This window comes from Stenotrophomonas sp. MYb238, from assembly GCF_009496535.1.
GTDB lineage: Bacteria > Pseudomonadota > Gammaproteobacteria > Xanthomonadales > Xanthomonadaceae > Stenotrophomonas.
In genome coordinates, this window is the sequence record NZ_WIDL01000014.1 from 68,920 (window position 1) to 84,705 (window position 15,786).

Consider the following 15,786-nt stretch of genomic DNA (forward strand, 5'->3'; position numbering starts at 1 on the left):
CGGGGCGGCACGGACTCAGGGCCAGGCCGGCGGATTCGCGGCCCACGCCCGCTGCACTTCGGCCAGGCGCGCGCGTTCCTCGTCCTTCCATGCGGGCAGCAGCTGGGCCAAGCGCGCCGGGTCGTTCCAGAGCTGCGGCTCGGTCCGCACCGCCGCCGCATACCACTGCACGGCTTCGTCGCGGCGGCCCAGCGTCCACAGCGCCAGGGCCAGTGTCGGAGGCACCCAGGCGACATTGCCGCGCGCGGCCTGCGCGGCTGCGCTCCACTGCTGCAGCGCGGCCTCGGCGTCGCCGTGGCGGTACAGGCTCCAGCCCAGGTTCCAGCGGATGCCGCGGGCCTGAAGCGAATTGTCGGATACGGCGCCCAGCGCTTCCTGGTAAAGCTTCTCGCCGAGCTCGACGCGGTTCTCCGCGTAGGCGATGCCGGCCAGCTGGGTCGTGGCCTCCACGCCCTTCCTGCCCCGCTCGCGCAGTTTCATCAGTTGCTCGACCAGGCCCGGCTGTTCCGGCGGCAGGGCATGCACGGGCTTGGCCGCGGCATCGTCATCGAAGTAGAACTCGGCGATCTTCGGCATCCCCTGCGCCCACGCCGTCGAACAGAACAGGCCGGCCAGCAGCACCAGGCCGCCGGCTACGCCCCTTATCACCTGCATGTTGCAATCCCCATCATTCATGTTCCAGCAAGCTGCGATCCTAACCGCTCGGCGGGCGCTCCGCGACCCTGCGGAGCGGGCGCCGGCGCGAACGCAGCCGGTGCGCCGGCAGCGGCGCGCGCGGCCGCGCAGGCGCGAAAACCCGCACTGTTACAATCGCCGGCCGCGTGCGCGCCGCCTGGCGCGGCAGCCGATGCCAGCCGTTCCTGCAATGGGCCAGCCATGACAAGTACCGCCGAACTCACCTCCCCCGCCTCCGCCAACACGCCGCTGATCGGCGTGCGCGACCGCGACTACACGCTGGAGCACAAGTACACCCGCACCGACGGCCGCATCTATCTGAGCGGCGTGCAGGCGCTGGTGCGGCTGCCGCTGATGCAGCAGCAGCGCGACATGGCGGTGGGGTTGAACACCGGGGGCTTCGTCAGCGGCTACCGCGGCTCGCCGCTGGGCGGCTTCGACCTGGAGCTGTGGCGCGCGCGCAGGCACCTGGACGCGGCCAAGGTGAAGTTCGTGCCCGGCCTCAACGAGGACCTGGGCGCGACGATGGTCTGGGGCACGCAGCAGACCAACCTGTTCCCCGGCGCCAACGTCGATGGCGTGTTCGGCATGTGGTACGGCAAGGGCCCGGGCGTGGACCGCTGCGGCGACGTGTTCAAGCACGCCAATGCCGCCGGCACCTCCAGGCACGGCGGCGTACTGGCGCTGGCCGCCGACGACCACGCCTGCCGCAGCTCGACCCTGCCGCACGGCAGCGAGGACGAATTCGTCAGCGCGATGATGCCGGTGCTGAACCCGGCCGGCGTGCAGGACATCCTCGACCTGGGCCTGGTCGGCTGGGCGATGAGCCGCTACACCGGCCGCTGGATCGGCTTCAAGACCATCGCCGAGACCGTGGAATCCTCCGCCTCGGTGGACGTGGACCCGTTCGCGCGCCGGATCGTCCTGCCGGAAGATTTCGAGATGCCGGCCGCCGGCCTCAACATCCGCTGGCCGGATCCGCCGCTGGAACAGGAGATGCGCCTGCACCGCTATGCGGTGAAGGCCGCGCAGGCCTTCGCCCGCGCCAACGGCATCGACAAGGTGGTGATGGATTCGCCGCGCGCGCGGCTGGGTATCGTCACCACCGGCAAGAGCTACCTGGACGTATTGCAGGCGCTGGAATACCTGGGCCTGGACGAGAAGGCCTGCGCCGAGATCGGCATCCGCGTCTACAAGGTCGGCATGACCTGGCCGCTGGAGCCGCAGGGCATCGCCGCGTTCGCGCGCGGGCTGGAAGACATCGTCGTGGTGGAAGAAAAGAAGGCCTTCATCGAGCGGCAGATGAAGGAATACTTCTACAACTGGCCGGCTGGCTGGGGCGCGCGCCCGTCCATCGTCGGCAAGTACGACGAACAGGGCGAGTGGATCCTGCCGTCCACCGGCGAACTCACCCCGGCCACCATCGCCGGCGTGATCGGCCGCCGCATCCAGCGTTTCTTCAATACCGAGTCCATCGAAGAGCGCCTGCGCTGGATGGACGTCAAGGAAGCCGAGATGGCCCTGCCGCGCGCGCAGTTCCCGCGCGTGCCGCATTACTGCTCCGGCTGCCCGCACAACACCTCCACCAACGTGCCGGACGGCTCGCGGGCGCTGGCCGGCATCGGCTGCCACTACATGGTGACGTGGATGGACCGCGACACCGACACCTTCACCCACATGGGCGGCGAAGGCGTCACCTGGGCCGGGCAGGCGGCGTTCACCGACACCGGGCACGTGTTCCAGAACCTCGGCGACGGCACCTATTTCCACAGCGGTTCGCTGGCGATCCGCCAGGCCATCGCCGCCGGCGTCAACATCACCTACAAGATCCTCTACAACGACGCGGTGGCGATGACCGGCGGCCAGCCGGTGGACGGCACGCTCACCGTGCCGCAGATCGCCCAGCAGATGCGCGCCGAGGGCGTGCACACCATCGTGCTGCTGTCCGACGACATCGCCAGGTGGAAGCTGCGCCGGCACGAATTCCCGCACGAGGTGGAATTCCACGACCGCGCCGAGCTGGACGCGGTGCAGAAGCACCTGCGCACGGTCAAGGGCACCAGCATCCTGATCTACGAGCAGACCTGCGCCACCGAGAAGCGCCGCCGCCGCAAGCGCGGCAAGCTGGTCGATCCGCCCAAGCGCACCCTGATCAATTCGCTGGTCTGCGAAGGCTGCGGCGACTGCGGCGAAAAGAGCTTCTGCGTGTCGGTGCTGCCCAAGGAGACCGAGTTCGGGCGCAAGCGCGACATCGACCAGTCCAACTGCAACAAGGACTTCTCCTGCACCACCGGCTTCTGCCCGAGCTTCGTCACCGTGCACGGCGGCCAGCTGCGCAAGGGACAGAAGAGCAATGCCGCCAGCCTGCTCGACAACCTGCCCGACCCGGTGTTCCGCAGCGACCTGACCCAGCCCTGGAACATCCTGATCACCGGCGTCGGCGGCACCGGCGTGGTCACCATCGGCGCGCTGCTGGGCATGGCCGGGCACCTGGAAGGCAAGGGCGCTACCGTGCTCGACCAGACCGGCCTGGCGCAGAAGGGCGGCGCGGTCACCACCCACATCCGCATCGCCAACACCCCGGCCGACATCCACGCCGTGCGCATCGCCGCCGGCGAGGCCGACCTGGTGCTGGGCTGCGACATGGTGGTGGTCAACGACTACTGGGCGCTGTCCAAGGTGCGCGGCGAGCGCTCCCAGGTCGTGCTCAACACCTACGAGGCGATGCCGGGCACCTTCACCACCCACCCGGACATGCAGTTCCCGGCCGCCGACATCATCGCCGGAGTGAAGGTGGCGCTGGGCGGGCGCGACCCGATCCTGCTCGACGCCACCCAGCTGGCCACCGCGCTGCTGGGCGATGCGATCGCCTCCAACCTGTTCATCCTCGGCTTCGCCTGGCAGCAGGGGCTGGTGCCGTTGTCGCTGGAAGCGCTGATGCGCGCGATCGAACTCAACGGCGCCGCCATCGAGATGAACCAGCGCGCGTTCGCCTGGGGCCGCCTGGCCGCGATCGACCCGCAGGCGGTGCAGCAGGCCGCCGGCCTGGTGCGCAACGCGCCCACCGAGGCCGAGCGCACCCCGGGCACGCTGCGCGAACTGCCGCCGGGCGAGTGGGAAGGCAGCGAGGCCGGCGCGCCGTCGGCGCCGCGCAACCCGGGCAACGAGCCGGAAGTGCGCGGCCTGCCCTCCAACGACCCGCAACCGGGCGACGTCACCTTCCCGACCCTGGACGACGCGCGCCTGTCGCGCTCGCTGGACGAACTGATCGCCCGCCGCAGCGGCTTCCTCATCGACTACCAGGACGCCGCCTACGCCACCCGCTACCGCCAGCTGGTCGACGCGGTGCGCAAGGCCGAGCAGCGCGTGGCGCCGGGCAGCACCGCGCTGACCGAAGCGGTAGCGCGCTATTTCTTCAAGCTGATGGCCTACAAGGACGAGTACGAGGTGGCCCGCCTGTACACCAGCGGCGACTTCCTCAAGCGCGTGCAGCAGCAGTTCGAGGGCGACTACCAGGTGCGTTTCCACCTGGCGCCGCCGCTGCTGGCCAAGCGCGACGAACAGGGCCGCCTGCAGAAGAAGGAATACGGCCCGTGGATGTTCAAGGCCTTCGGCCTGCTGGCCAAGCTGAAGTTCCTGCGCGGCGGCCGCTTCGACGTCTTCGGCCATACCGCCGAGCGCCGCGGCGAACGCCAGCTGATCGCCGATTACGAGCGGACCCTGCAGGAACTGCTCGGCGCGCTCGACGCCGCCCGGCTGCCGCTGGCGGTGGACATCGCCAGCATCCCCGAACACATCCGCGGCTACGGCCACGTCAAGGAAGCGCACCTGCACGAGGCCAAGGCCCGCGAAGCGGCGCTGCTGGCAACGTGGCGCAATCCGAAGGCGCTGCATATCGTGCAGGCGGCGTAGTCCCAGGAGGCAATCCGTACATCGCATGTGCGACATGCAATGTATGGGATGCATCCCGGAAATGAAACCTATGCCTTGCATTTTACACATGCAAGGCATAAGTTACCTCGGCACCTCGTGCTTCGGGCGTCCGCCATGACAAACAAACGCCACACCCTCCGCACCGCCCACCAGTTGGGCCCCTTGATGCGGGCATTCCGCAGGCAGGCCGGGCTCAGCCAGGCCCAGCTGGGCGAACGCCTCGGCATTTCCCGGCAAGCCATCACCGCGCTGGAGCGCGAGCCCGAGGCGGCCACCTTCGAGCGGCTGATGCGGGTATGGGCCGAACTCGGCTTGGAGGTTTCCCTGCAACCACGCGGCCAGGAAACGCCAGATACCGGCCTGGAGTGGTGAGCCATGGGCGAGTTGCGGGTATGGATGAACGGCCTGGAAGTCGCCTCGTGGCAGGAGGGCGTGCGCACCGGGCCACGGCTGACCTATCTCCCCACGTGGCTGGACTCCGAACTGCCGCGTCCGTTGTCGCTGTCGTTGCCGCTGCTGCCGGCCGGTGAAAGCCACCGCGGCCCGGTGGTCACGGATTACTTCGACAACCTGCTGCCCGACAATGGCGTCATCCGCAACCGCATCCGCGACCGCTTCGGCATCCGCTCATCCGGCACGTTCGACCTGCTGCAGGAAATCGGCCGCGACTGCGTGGGCGCCGTGCAGCTGCTTCCTCCCGGCGTGGTGCCGGAAGACATCCACCGCATCGATTGCACGCCATTGAGCGATGCCCAGGTGGCGGACCGTCTGCATGCGGTCACCAGCGCCGCGCTGCCGGGCCGGCATGTGGATGACGAGTTCCGCATCTCCATTGCCGGCGCGCAGGAAAAGACCGCCTTCCTGCGCCATGACGACCGCTGGTGCGTTCCCACCGGCAGCACGCCCAGCACGCATATCTTCAAACTGCCGCTGGGGCTGGTAGGGAACATGCGCGCTGACATGCAGCTGTCGGTGGAGAACGAATGGCTGTGCATGCAGCTGCTGGCCGCGTTCGGCATCCCTGTCGCCGCTACCTCGATCGGCCAGTTCGGCGATCAGCGCGCCTTGATCGTGGAGCGCTTCGACCGCCGGCTTGCCCGCAACGGCCGCTGGTGGCTGCGGCTGCCGCAGGAAGACATGTGCCAGGCGTTCGGCCTGCCCTCCTCGCGCAAGTACGAAAGCGATGGCGGTCCGGGCATCGTGCAGATCATGGAACTGCTGCGCCAATCGGAGCAGCCGCAGGACCGTGCCACCTTCTTCAAGACCCAGCTGCTGTTCTGGATGCTGGCCGCTACCGACGGGCACGCCAAGAATTTCAGCCTCCACATCGAAGCGGCGGGGCGCTTCCGGCTGACGCCGGTCTACGACGTGATCTCAGCATATCCGATCCTCGGGAACGGGCCGAATCACGTCTCCCCGCACAAGGCGGCACTGGCAATGGCGGTGAGCGGCCGGAACCGGCATCGCCAGCTCCTGCATATCCGTCGCAGGCACTGGAACGAAACCGCACGCGCCTGCGGCGTTGCCGAAGGCGCCGAACCGTGGATCGTTGAACTGCTGGAACGCGTCGAGCCGGCCATCCGGGCGGTGCAGGCAACACTGCCGCCAGGCTTCCCGGATCGTGTCGCCACCCCGGTCCTCGAGGGCCTGCGGCAAGCCGCGGCGCGCCTGGCGGAGATGACGCCGGACGCCTGACGGCGGCCCGGAGCGCTTCGATCCGCGCCAAGCGCATGCGGGCCAATGACCTCAACGCCGCGGCGCAAGAATCTTCGTCAACAGATCCACACGGCCGGCGATGCGCCGCAGGTGCGGGTAGCGCAGGCCGTCGCGGTAGTCGATGCGCACGCTGCGGAAGCTGTCGGCCTGGCGCACGATCAGTTCGACCGGCGTGCCGTCCCTGGCGTCGGTCACCGCCTGCTTCAGGCGCGCGCCGCTGTAGGCCAGGCCGTTGACCGCCACCACGGTGACGTCCTTGGACAGTCCGGCCCTGAACGCCGGACCGTCCCAGCCCACCCATTGCAGCACGCCGTCGCTGCCGGCCTTCAGGCCCAGCGAGTACTGCAGGTCGGCCAGGCCATCGGCCTCGCCGTCGGCGACCACCAGGTTCGGCGCTTCGTCGTAGTACAGCTCCCAGCCCACGGCTTCCAGGCCGTCGGGCGCGCCGCCGTCGCGCGCGTCCAGGCGCTGGCCGATGAAGGCGTCCCAGCCGCCGGGCTGCACCGCTTCCAGCGCGCGCATCACGTCGTCGCGGTCGTACAGCCGGATCTCGCCCTGCGCGCCGCCCTGGTGGAAGCGGCGGGCGAAATCGTCCAGCGCCAGCTTGCCCTTGGACAGCGTGCGCAGCCGCGCGTCCACGCCCAGCCACAGCAGGGTGCTCTCGTTGTAGAACTCGAAGGCACGCTGCCAGTCGGCCCAGGCCTGCGGTTTCGAATTGAAATCGAGGATGCCCTGGTGGACGGTGTCGTGCAGGTCGCGCCATTGCCGCCCCGGCTGGGTGGCGTAGTTGGCCTGCAGCTGCGCCAGCATCGCCATGGCGTAGTCGTGGTTCCACAGGCCCGAGCGCGCGGCCAGCACCACCGCCCAGTACTGGGTCTGGCCTTCGTACATCCACAACTCGTCGTTGTGCATCGGCGCGTTGTAGTGCGGCACCCAGGTCGGGCGCGGGCGCCACGCCTTGCCGATCCATGCATGCACATATTCGTGCGGCAGCAGGTCGTTGTCGGTGTAGGGACGCTCGCCGCGCAGGTAGCCGTCGTGCATGCCGTTCTCGCTGGACTGCGCGTGCTCCAGGCCGATGCCGGTGAACACGTCCGACACCGCCAGCAGGAAGTCGTAGCGCGTGTAGGGGCGCGGTCCGAACACCTTGTCGGCTTCGTGCACCAGCGCGCGGTGCGCGTCCAGCACCTTCGGGTCGGCCTGCAGTGCCTGCGGGTTCTCGGCCACCACGTCCAGCCATACCGGCTGCGCGGCCCTGTCGTCGAGGGCGAAGCGCCTGAACCAGCGCCCGGCGTAGACCGGCGAGTCGACCAGCGTCATCAGCGACACCGGCGTGTAGTGCTCGGTGCCGCCGCCGCGCTGGGCGATGTCCAGCGCCGTGCCGCTCTGCCAGCCCTCGGGCAGGCGCAGCGCCGGCTTCACCTGGATGCCGCGCGCGTCATAACCCGCCGGGTACAGCACCACGCGATGCCATTGCAGGTCGAGCAGGTTGGGCGTCATCGCCACCCGGCCCTGGTCGGCGGCGGTCGGCGAGAGGTACTGGAACTCGATGTCCAGCGCGTCCACGCCATCGGGCACCTGCAGGCCGAAGGCGTACATGTCGCCCGGGTCGCGGGTCCATTGCAGCGGCTGGCCGTTGCCGCGGATCACCAATCCGGCCATCTGGTTGATCGGCCCGGTCGGCGCATGGTTGCCGGGGATCCACTGCGGATACCACAGGGTCAGCGGGCCGGGCGCCACCGGGATGCGTTCGCGCACGCGCTGGATGCGGCGCTCGACGTCGCTGGCGTCCACCTCCAGCTCGATCACGCCCGGATAGCGCGCCTGCACCTGCATCGCCACCTGCCGCGCGTCGCCGTCCTGCGCCTGCGCGCACGCCAGCGGCGCCATGCCCAACACCATCGCCAACAACCAGTTGCGCCCCAGCATCCGTCCACCCGCCCCGCGTTGAAGTTTCCGCATCCTAGCCGGTCCGCGCCGGCGCCCGCCGCCAGACCAGGGTGCGGTTGTTGGCCGGCATCGCCACGTCCTCGCCCAGCTCCAGTCCCTGCGCGCGGGCCAGCGCATCCACCGCCTCGAAATCGCGGATGCCCGAGCGCGGGTCGCGCGCCTTCAGCCAGCCGTCGAAGGCGCGGTTGCTGTCGCTGCTGAAACCGCCGCCCTGGTTGAACGGCCCGTAGGCGATGAACAGCGCCCCCGGCGCCATCAGCGGCGGCAGCCCGGCGAACAGCGCCTGCACCTCCTCCCAGCCCATGATGTGCAGCGTGTTGGCGGTGAACACCGCATCGAAGCCGGCCTCGCCATCGACGAGCGGCACCGGCGGCAGGGGCCGCAGCCCGCTACCCACCACCGCCTGCAGTTCCAGCGGCGCCGGCGTGTTGGGCAGCGCGGCCTCGTCCAGCCATTGGTTGATGCCGGGCAGGTGGTCGCGGTGGTCGCTGGCCTGCCAGCGCAGCCACGGCATCGCCGCGGCGAAATGCACCGCGTGCTGGCCGGTGCCGCTGCCGATCTCCAGCACGGTGCGGGCGTCGCCCAGGTGGCGCCGCAGCACCGCCAGGATCGGCTCGCGGTTGCGGTCGCAGGACCCGGCGTGGGGCTTGGCGGTCATGGCGGCGCGGCGTCTTCCGGTGATGCGGGCGATTGTGCCGGAGGGCCGGCGCGTCCACGCATGACCATGGTCACTTGTGCCGGCACCGCGCCGCGGCCGAGATTCGGGGGTCCCGCGCGATGCCCGCATCGCCACGCCCATGGAGTTCCGCATGCAACGCCGCCAGTTCCTCGCGCTTTCCGGCCTCGGCCTCGCCGGCATGATGTTGCCCAATGCCCGCCTGATCGCCGCCGAGGAACTGCTGGCGCCGGCCGACGCGGCGCGCAAAAAGGCGCTGGCCGACACCGTGCTGGCGCTGGCCAGGAAGGGCGGCGCCAGCTACTGCGACGTGCGCATCGGTCGTTACCTCAACCAGGCCATCATCACCCGCGAGGACAAGGTCCAGAACGTCACCAACAGCGAGTCGGCCGGCGTCGGCATCCGCGTGATCGTCGATGGCGCCTGGGGCTTCTCCGCCAGCAACCAGTCCAGCGAACAGGGCGTGGCCGCGGCGGTGGCGCAGGCGCTGGCCATCGCCCGCGCGAATGCCAAGATCCAGACCCGGCCGGTGCAGCTGGCGCCCACGCCCGGCGTGGGCGAGGTGCGCTGGCAGACGCCGATCCGCCGCAACGCGATGGCGGTGCCGGTCAAGGACAAGGTGGACCTGCTGCTGTCGATAAACGCTGCTGCGCTCAACGCCGGCGCCAGCTTCATCAACTCGCAGCTGTTCCTGGTCAACGAGCAGAAATACTTCGCGTCCAGCGACGGTTCGTGGATCGACCAGGACGTGCACCGCATCTGGCTGCCGTTCACCGCCACCGCCATCGACACCGCCAGCGGCAAGTTCCGCACCCGCAACGGGCTGTCGGCGCCGGCCGGCATGGGCTGGGAATTCCTCGATGGCGACGCCGCCGGCAAGTACCACCTGCCCGGCGGCGTGATCGGCTACGGCCACTCCTACGACCCGGTGGAGGACGCCATCGCCGCGGCGAAGCAGGCGCGCGAGAAGCTCAAGGCGCCGTCGGTGAAGCCGGGCAAGTACGACCTGGTGCTGGACCCGTCCAACCTGTTCCTCACCATCCACGAGAACGTCGGCCACCCGCTGGAGCTGGACCGCGTGCTCGGCTACGAGGCCAACTACGCCGGCACCAGCTTCGCCACGCTGGACAAGCGCGAAGCGGGTTTCCGCTGGGGCAGCGACATCGTCAACTTCACCGCCGACAAGACCCAGCCCTACAGCCTGGGCGCGGTGGGCTACGACGACGAGGGCGTGAAGTGCCGGCGCTGGGACCTGGTGAAGGACGGCATCCTGGTCAACTACCAGGCTACCCGCGACGAGGTGCACATCCTCGGCGAGGACGCCTCGCACGGCTGCAGCTACGCCGATTCGTGGAAGAGCGTGCAGTTCCAGCGCATGGCCAACGTGTCGCTGGCGCCGGGCAAGGCGCCGCTGACGCCGGCGCAGATGGTCAAGGACGTGGAGAACGGCATCTACATCCACGGCCGCGGCTCGTACTCCATCGACCAGCAGCGCTACAACGCGCAGTTCGGCGGCCAGCTCTGCTACCAGATCAGGAACGGCGAAATCACCGGCATGGTCGAGGATGCCGCCTACCAGATCCGCACCCCGGAGTTCTGGAATGCCTGCTCGGCCATCTGCGACGAACGCGATTTCCGCCTCGGCGGCTCGTTCTTCGACGGCAAGGGCCAGCCGGGGCAGGTATCGGCGGTGTCGCACGGTTCGGCAACGACGCGGTTCGATGGCGTGAACATCATCAACACCGCCCGCAGTCTCGGCTGAACTTCCGTAGGAGCGCACCTTGGTGCGCGATGGGATTTACCGGGAAAGCTTCATCGCGCACCAAGGTGCGCTCCTACGGGCGGTCCGCGGACGCCTCAGCGCGTGGTGTAGCCGCCATTGACCAGGATCGTCTGCCCGGTCATCCACCAGCCTTCGGATACCAGGAAGCGTATCCACGGCACGATGTCCTCGATGTCGGTCAGGCCGGTGCGCGAGAACGGCGACAGCGCCGCCGCGGTCTTGTGGTAGGCCACCGCGTCGGCGCCTTCGGCCGGGTAGAAGAACGGCGTATCCATCGGCCCCGGGCCGATCGCGGTCACCGAGATGCCGCGCTCGCCGAACTCCTTGGCGGCCGCGCGCGTGTAGTGCTCCACCGGCGCCTTGGTTCCCGCGTAACTGGAATAGAACGGCGTGAACGCGCCCAGCAGCGAGGTCACCAGCGTGCAGACCCTGCCGTTGTCGGCGAGGTGGCGGCCGGCTTCCTTCAGGAAGAAGAACGCGGCCTTGTTGTTCACCGCGTCCATCTCGTCGAACTCGGCTTCGCCGATCTCGGCCATCGGCTTCTTCAGCACCTTGCCGACGGTGTTGACCGCGATGTCGATGCGGCCCATCGCCTGGCGGGCGTCGGCGAACAGCTTTTCGACCGCCCCGGCGCGGGTCAGGTCGGCCTGGAACAGGTGCGCCTCGCTGCCGGCGGCGAGCACCGCGGCCGCGGTCGCCTCGGCCTGGCCGCGGCTGGCGATGCTGTTGTAGTGGATGGCGACGCCGCGGGCGCCGTGCGCGGCGAGGTCGTGGGCGAGCAGGCCGCCCAGGTTCTTGGCGCCGCCGGCGATGAGCACGGTCTTGCCGTGGATGTGATGGTCGGTCATGGCGAACTCCTGTGGCTGGAATGCCCACAGAGGCTATCGGCTTGGAATTCCGGATAAAGCCAGACATCCTGACCTCACTTGTCGGATATTCCGGACAATCGCCATGGACCGCATCGAGCTTTGCCGCATCTTCGTCCGTGTGGTGGACTGCGCGGGCTTCACCCGCGCCGCCGACCAGCTGAACCTGCCGCGCTCCACCGTCTCCGAGGCGGTGCGCACGCTGGAACAGAGGCTGGGCACGCGCCTGCTCCACCGCACCACCCGCCAGGTCACGCCGACCCAGGACGGCCTGCTGTTCCACGCCCGCAGCCAGCAGCTGATCGCCGACATGGACGAGGCCGAGCAGCTGTTCCGGCAGTCGCCGCACGCGCTGAGCGGACGCCTGCGGGTGGATGTGCCCGGCCGCATCGGGCGGTTGATCGTGGCGCCGGCGCTGCCGCGCTTCCTCGACGCGCACCCGGGTATCGACGTCGAGCTGGGCATGACCGACCGCGCCATCGACCTGGTCGAGGACGGCGTGGACTGCGCGCTGCGGGTGGGCCCGCTGCAGGACTCGCGGCTGGTGGCGCGCGGCCTCGGCCAGCTGCCGCTGGTCAACGTGGCCAGCGCCGGCTACCTCGCCGCGCACGGCACGCCGGCGCATCCGCGGGAACTGCCTGCGCACTGGGGCGTGCTCTACGCCTCGCCCGGCAACGGCCGGGTCGAACCCTGGGAATGGCGCGAGGAAGGAGTGCTGCACGAGCAGCCGCTGCGCGGGCGCGTCACCGTCAACAGCGCCGAGGCCTACATCGCCTGCTGCATCGCCGGGCTGGGGCTGATCCAGATCCCGGCCTACGACGTACGCCGCGAGCTGGCCAGCGGCGCCCTGGTCGAGGTGATGCCCGGCCACCGCGCCGATCCGCTGCCGATGCACCTGCTGTACCCGCACCGCCGGCACCCGTCGCAGCGGCTGCGCGCGTTCGTGGCGTGGCTGCAGCAGGTAGTGGACGAGGCGCTGCGATAGCCCGCCCGTCGACGACGACGGAAACGGGGCACCGGCATCGGTGCCTATGTCTAAAGTCACTACCGCTGCAAACGCCTCCCCGCAAGAATCGAACGGTTCGCGGAGCACCGCGAAGCCATCGCCGTTCGTTGCATCCGCGCCGCGAGGCGCATCCCGTTCATGGAGAACAGCCTTGCAAAGACGTGACTTCCTCGCCCTGACCGGGCTCACCGCCGGCGGCCTGCTGGTGCCGTCGTTCTTCGGCAAGGCCATCGCCGCCGAACAACTGCTCACCACGCTCGACCCGGCGCTGAAGAAACGCCTGGCCGACGATGCGATGAACGCGGCGCGCGGCGCCGGCGCCAGCTACTGCGACGTGCGCATCGGCCGCTACCTGCGCCAGTTCGTGATCACCCGCGAGGACAAGGTGCAGAACGTGGTCAACACCGAGTCCACCGGCGCCGGCATCCGCGTGATCGCCAATGGCGCCTGGGGCTTCGCCGCGACCAACGACCTGAGCCCGGCCGGCGTGGTCAAGGCCGCGCAGCAGGCCGCGGCCATCGCCAAGGCCAACGCCAAGGTGCAGACCGCGCCGGTGCAGTTCGCCAAGGCGCCGGGCTTCGGCGAGGTCAGCTGGCGCACGCCGATCAAGAAGAACGCGATGGAAGTGCCGATCAAGGACAAGGCCGACCTGCTGCTGGGCGTGAATGCCGCCGCGCTCGGCGCCGGCGCCAGCTTCGTCAACTCGATGCTGTTCCTGGTCAACGAGCAGAAGTATTTCGCCTCCACCGACGGTTCCTACATCGACCAGGACGTGCACCGCATCTGGGCGCCGATGACGGTGACCGCCATCGACAAGGCCAGCGGCAAGTTCCGCACCCGCGGCGGGTTGTCGGCGCCGATGGGCATGGGCTTCGAGTACCTGGACGGCGACGCCTCCGGCAAGACCGTGCTGCCCAACGGCGTGACCGTCTACGGCATGTCCTACGACATGCGCGAGGACGCCGTCGCCGCGGCCAAGCATGCCCAGGAGAAGCTCACCGCCGCCTCGGTCAAGCCGGGCAAGTACGACCTGGTGCTGGACCCCTCGCACACCTGGCTGACCATCCACGAATCGGTCGGCCACCCGCTGGAACTGGACCGCGTGCTCGGCTACGAAGCCAACTACGCCGGCACCAGCTTCGCCACCCTGGACAAGCGCGAGCAGCATTTCCAGTACGGCAGCGACAAGGTCAACATCTTCGCCGACAAGGTCCAGCCGGGCAGCCTCGGCGCGGTCGGCTACGACGACGAAGGCGTGAAGACCAAGCGCTGGCCGCTGATCAGCGACGGCAAGCTGGTCGATTACCAGACCATCCGCGACCAGGCCCACATCCTCGGCAAGACCGAGTCCGACGGCTGCTGCTATGCCGACTCGTGGTCGAGCGTGCAGTTCCAGCGCATGGCCAACGTGTCGATGGCGCCGGGCAAGGCCCCGCTGAGCGTGGCCGACCTGGTCAAGGACGTGGAGAACGGCATCTACATCATCGGCGACGGTTCGTTCTCGATCGACCAGCAACGCTACAACGCGCAGTTCGGCGGCCAGCTGTTCTACGAGATCAAGGACGGCAAGATCACCCGCATGCTCGAGGACGTGGCCTACCAGATCCGCACGCCGGAATTCTGGAACGCCTGCAGCGCCGTGGCCGACGAACGCGACTACCGCCTGGGCGGCTCGTTCTTCGACGGCAAGGGCCAGCCGGGCCAGGTCTCGGCGGTGTCGCACGGCTCGTCCACCGCCCGTTTCGACGGCATCAACGTCATCAATACCGCGCGCAGCCTCGGCTGACCGTCCAAGGAGTTCTTGAGCAATGAGCATCTTCACCGAACAGGAAGCCAAGGCCATCCTGGACAAGGTCATCGCGCTGTCCAAGGCCGACGAATGCACCGCGACGCTGGCCGGCTCCATCGACGGCAACATCCGCTTCGCGCTGAACAACGTCTCCACCAGCGGCATGGTCAACAACGCCCAACTGGCCGTGCAGGTCGCCTTCGGCAAGCGCGTGGGCACCGCCTCGATCAACGAGTTCGACGACGCCTCGCTGGAACGCGTGGTACGCCGCGCCGAGGACCTGGCCAGGCTGGCGCCCGAGAACCCGGAGTTCATGCCGGCCATCGGCAAGCAGGACTACAGGCCCAGCCCGACCTACAGCGAATCCACCGCCGCCATCGATCCGGAATTCCGCGCCAGGGTCGCCGCCGACTCGATCGCGCCGTGCCGCGGCCACGGGCTGGTCGCCGCCGGCTTCTTGGAGGACAGCCGCGGCTTCGTCGCCATCGCCAACAGCAACGGCAACTTCGGCTACCAGCGGACCACCTCGTTCGACTACACCTGCACCGTGCGCACCGAGGACGGCCGCGGGTCGGGCTGGGTCGGGCGCAACCTGAAGGACGCCTCCGCCTTCCATGCCGAGCAGGAAATCGAGGTCGCCAAGCGCAAGGCGATCGAATCGTCCGAGGCCAAGGCGCTTGAGCCGGGCAAGTACACGGTGATCCTGGAACCGGCCGCCGCCGCCGGCCTGATCAGCTTCATGATGAATTTCTTCGGCGCGCGCTCGGCCGACGAAGGCCGCAGCTTCCTGTCCAAGAAAGGCGGCGGCAACAAGCTCGGCGAGCAGGTCTACGACCCGCAGGTGAACATGTACGCCGATCCGTGGCACCCGGACGCGCCGGTGCTGCCGTGGGACGGCGAGGGCATGCCGCGCGAGCGCATCGCCATCATCGAGAACGGCAAGGTGATGAACCTGGACTACTCGCGCTACTGGGCGCAGAAGCAGGGCAAGACCGCCAAGGCCTCGCCGGGCAACCTGCTGATGAGCGGCGGCAGCAAGTCCATCGCCGAACTGGTCAAGGGCACGCAGAAGGGCATCCTGCTCACCCGCACCTGGTACATCCGCATGGTCGATCCGCAGACCGTGCTGCTGACCGGCCTGACCCGCGACGGCACCTTCTACATTGAGAACGGCCAGATCAAGCACCCGGTGAAGAACTTCCGCTTCAACGAATCGCCGGTGATCATGCTCAACAACATCGACGAACTGGGCAAGCCGGTGCGCGTGGCCGGCGACGAATCCAGCTTCGTGATGATGATCCCGCCGATGCGGCTGCGCGATTTCACCTTCACCTCGCTCTCCGACGCGGTTTGATGCTGCCGCCTTTGCCTTCTCCCTCCGGGAGACGGCCT

Annotated in this window: 11 protein-coding genes; 7 read left to right on the forward strand and 4 right to left on the reverse strand. The window is 68.9% G+C overall.

The window, feature by feature from the left end; all coding sequences use genetic code 11:
* Window positions 1-15: 15 nt before the first annotated feature.
* Entirely contained in the window at window positions 16-654 is a 639-nt protein-coding gene (locus CQ393_RS10945; protein ID WP_153191578.1) for a tetratricopeptide repeat protein, read from the reverse strand.
* A 222-nt stretch (window positions 655-876) separates the two neighbouring features.
* Between CQ393_RS10945 and CQ393_RS10950 the strand changes: the two genes are divergently transcribed.
* From CQ393_RS10950 to CQ393_RS10960, 3 genes are all read left to right on the forward strand, one after another.
* Window positions 877-4,587: an indolepyruvate ferredoxin oxidoreductase family protein gene (locus CQ393_RS10950; protein WP_153191579.1), complete on the forward strand. Its 3,711-nt coding sequence runs from the start codon at window positions 877-879 to the stop codon at window positions 4,585-4,587.
* A gap of 135 nt (window positions 4,588-4,722) precedes the next feature.
* Window positions 4,723-4,980 (forward strand): helix-turn-helix domain-containing protein, encoded by a 258-nt coding sequence (locus tag CQ393_RS10955; RefSeq protein ID WP_153191580.1) that lies wholly within the window; start codon window positions 4,723-4,725, stop codon window positions 4,978-4,980.
* 3 nt (window positions 4,981-4,983) lie between these two features.
* Window positions 4,984-6,303, forward strand: a complete 1,320-nt coding sequence (locus CQ393_RS10960; RefSeq protein WP_153191581.1) for a type II toxin-antitoxin system HipA family toxin — start codon at window positions 4,984-4,986, stop codon at window positions 6,301-6,303.
* Window positions 6,304-6,354: 51 nt separating this feature from the next.
* On the opposite strand, the gene CQ393_RS10965 is transcribed toward CQ393_RS10960, so the two are convergent.
* Entirely contained in the window at window positions 6,355-8,253 is a 1,899-nt protein-coding gene (locus CQ393_RS10965) for a peptidase M61 (protein WP_228114466.1), read from the reverse strand.
* Window positions 8,254-8,287: 34 nt separating this feature from the next.
* Window positions 8,288-8,932, reverse strand: a complete 645-nt coding sequence (locus CQ393_RS10970; RefSeq protein WP_153191582.1) for a DUF938 domain-containing protein — start codon at window positions 8,930-8,932, stop codon at window positions 8,288-8,290.
* Window positions 8,933-9,083: 151 nt separating this feature from the next.
* Here CQ393_RS10970 and CQ393_RS10975 point away from each other — a divergent pair, with 151 nt between their 5' ends.
* On the forward strand, window positions 9,084-10,712 hold the full coding sequence (locus tag CQ393_RS10975) for a TldD/PmbA family protein (protein WP_153191583.1): 1,629 nt from the start codon (window positions 9,084-9,086) through the stop codon (window positions 10,710-10,712).
* A gap of 95 nt (window positions 10,713-10,807) precedes the next feature.
* Here the strand turns inward: CQ393_RS10975 and CQ393_RS10980 are convergent, their stop codons facing one another.
* Entirely contained in the window at window positions 10,808-11,581 is a 774-nt protein-coding gene (locus CQ393_RS10980; RefSeq protein WP_153191584.1) for an SDR family oxidoreductase, read from the reverse strand.
* Between the two features lie 103 nt (window positions 11,582-11,684).
* On the opposite strand from CQ393_RS10980, the gene CQ393_RS10985 reads away from it, so the two are divergent.
* The 3 genes from CQ393_RS10985 to CQ393_RS10995 all read left to right on the forward strand — a co-directional run bounded on the left by CQ393_RS10985 (window position 11,685) and on the right by CQ393_RS10995 (window position 15,748).
* Entirely contained in the window at window positions 11,685-12,584 is a 900-nt protein-coding gene (locus CQ393_RS10985; protein WP_153191585.1) for a LysR family transcriptional regulator, read from the forward strand.
* A gap of 172 nt (window positions 12,585-12,756) precedes the next feature.
* Entirely contained in the window at window positions 12,757-14,391 is a 1,635-nt protein-coding gene (locus CQ393_RS10990) for a TldD/PmbA family protein (protein ID WP_194269648.1), read from the forward strand.
* 22 nt (window positions 14,392-14,413) lie between these two features.
* Window positions 14,414-15,748: a TldD/PmbA family protein gene (locus CQ393_RS10995; protein WP_153191587.1), complete on the forward strand. Its 1,335-nt coding sequence runs from the start codon at window positions 14,414-14,416 to the stop codon at window positions 15,746-15,748.
* Window positions 15,749-15,786: the final 38 nt, after the last annotated feature.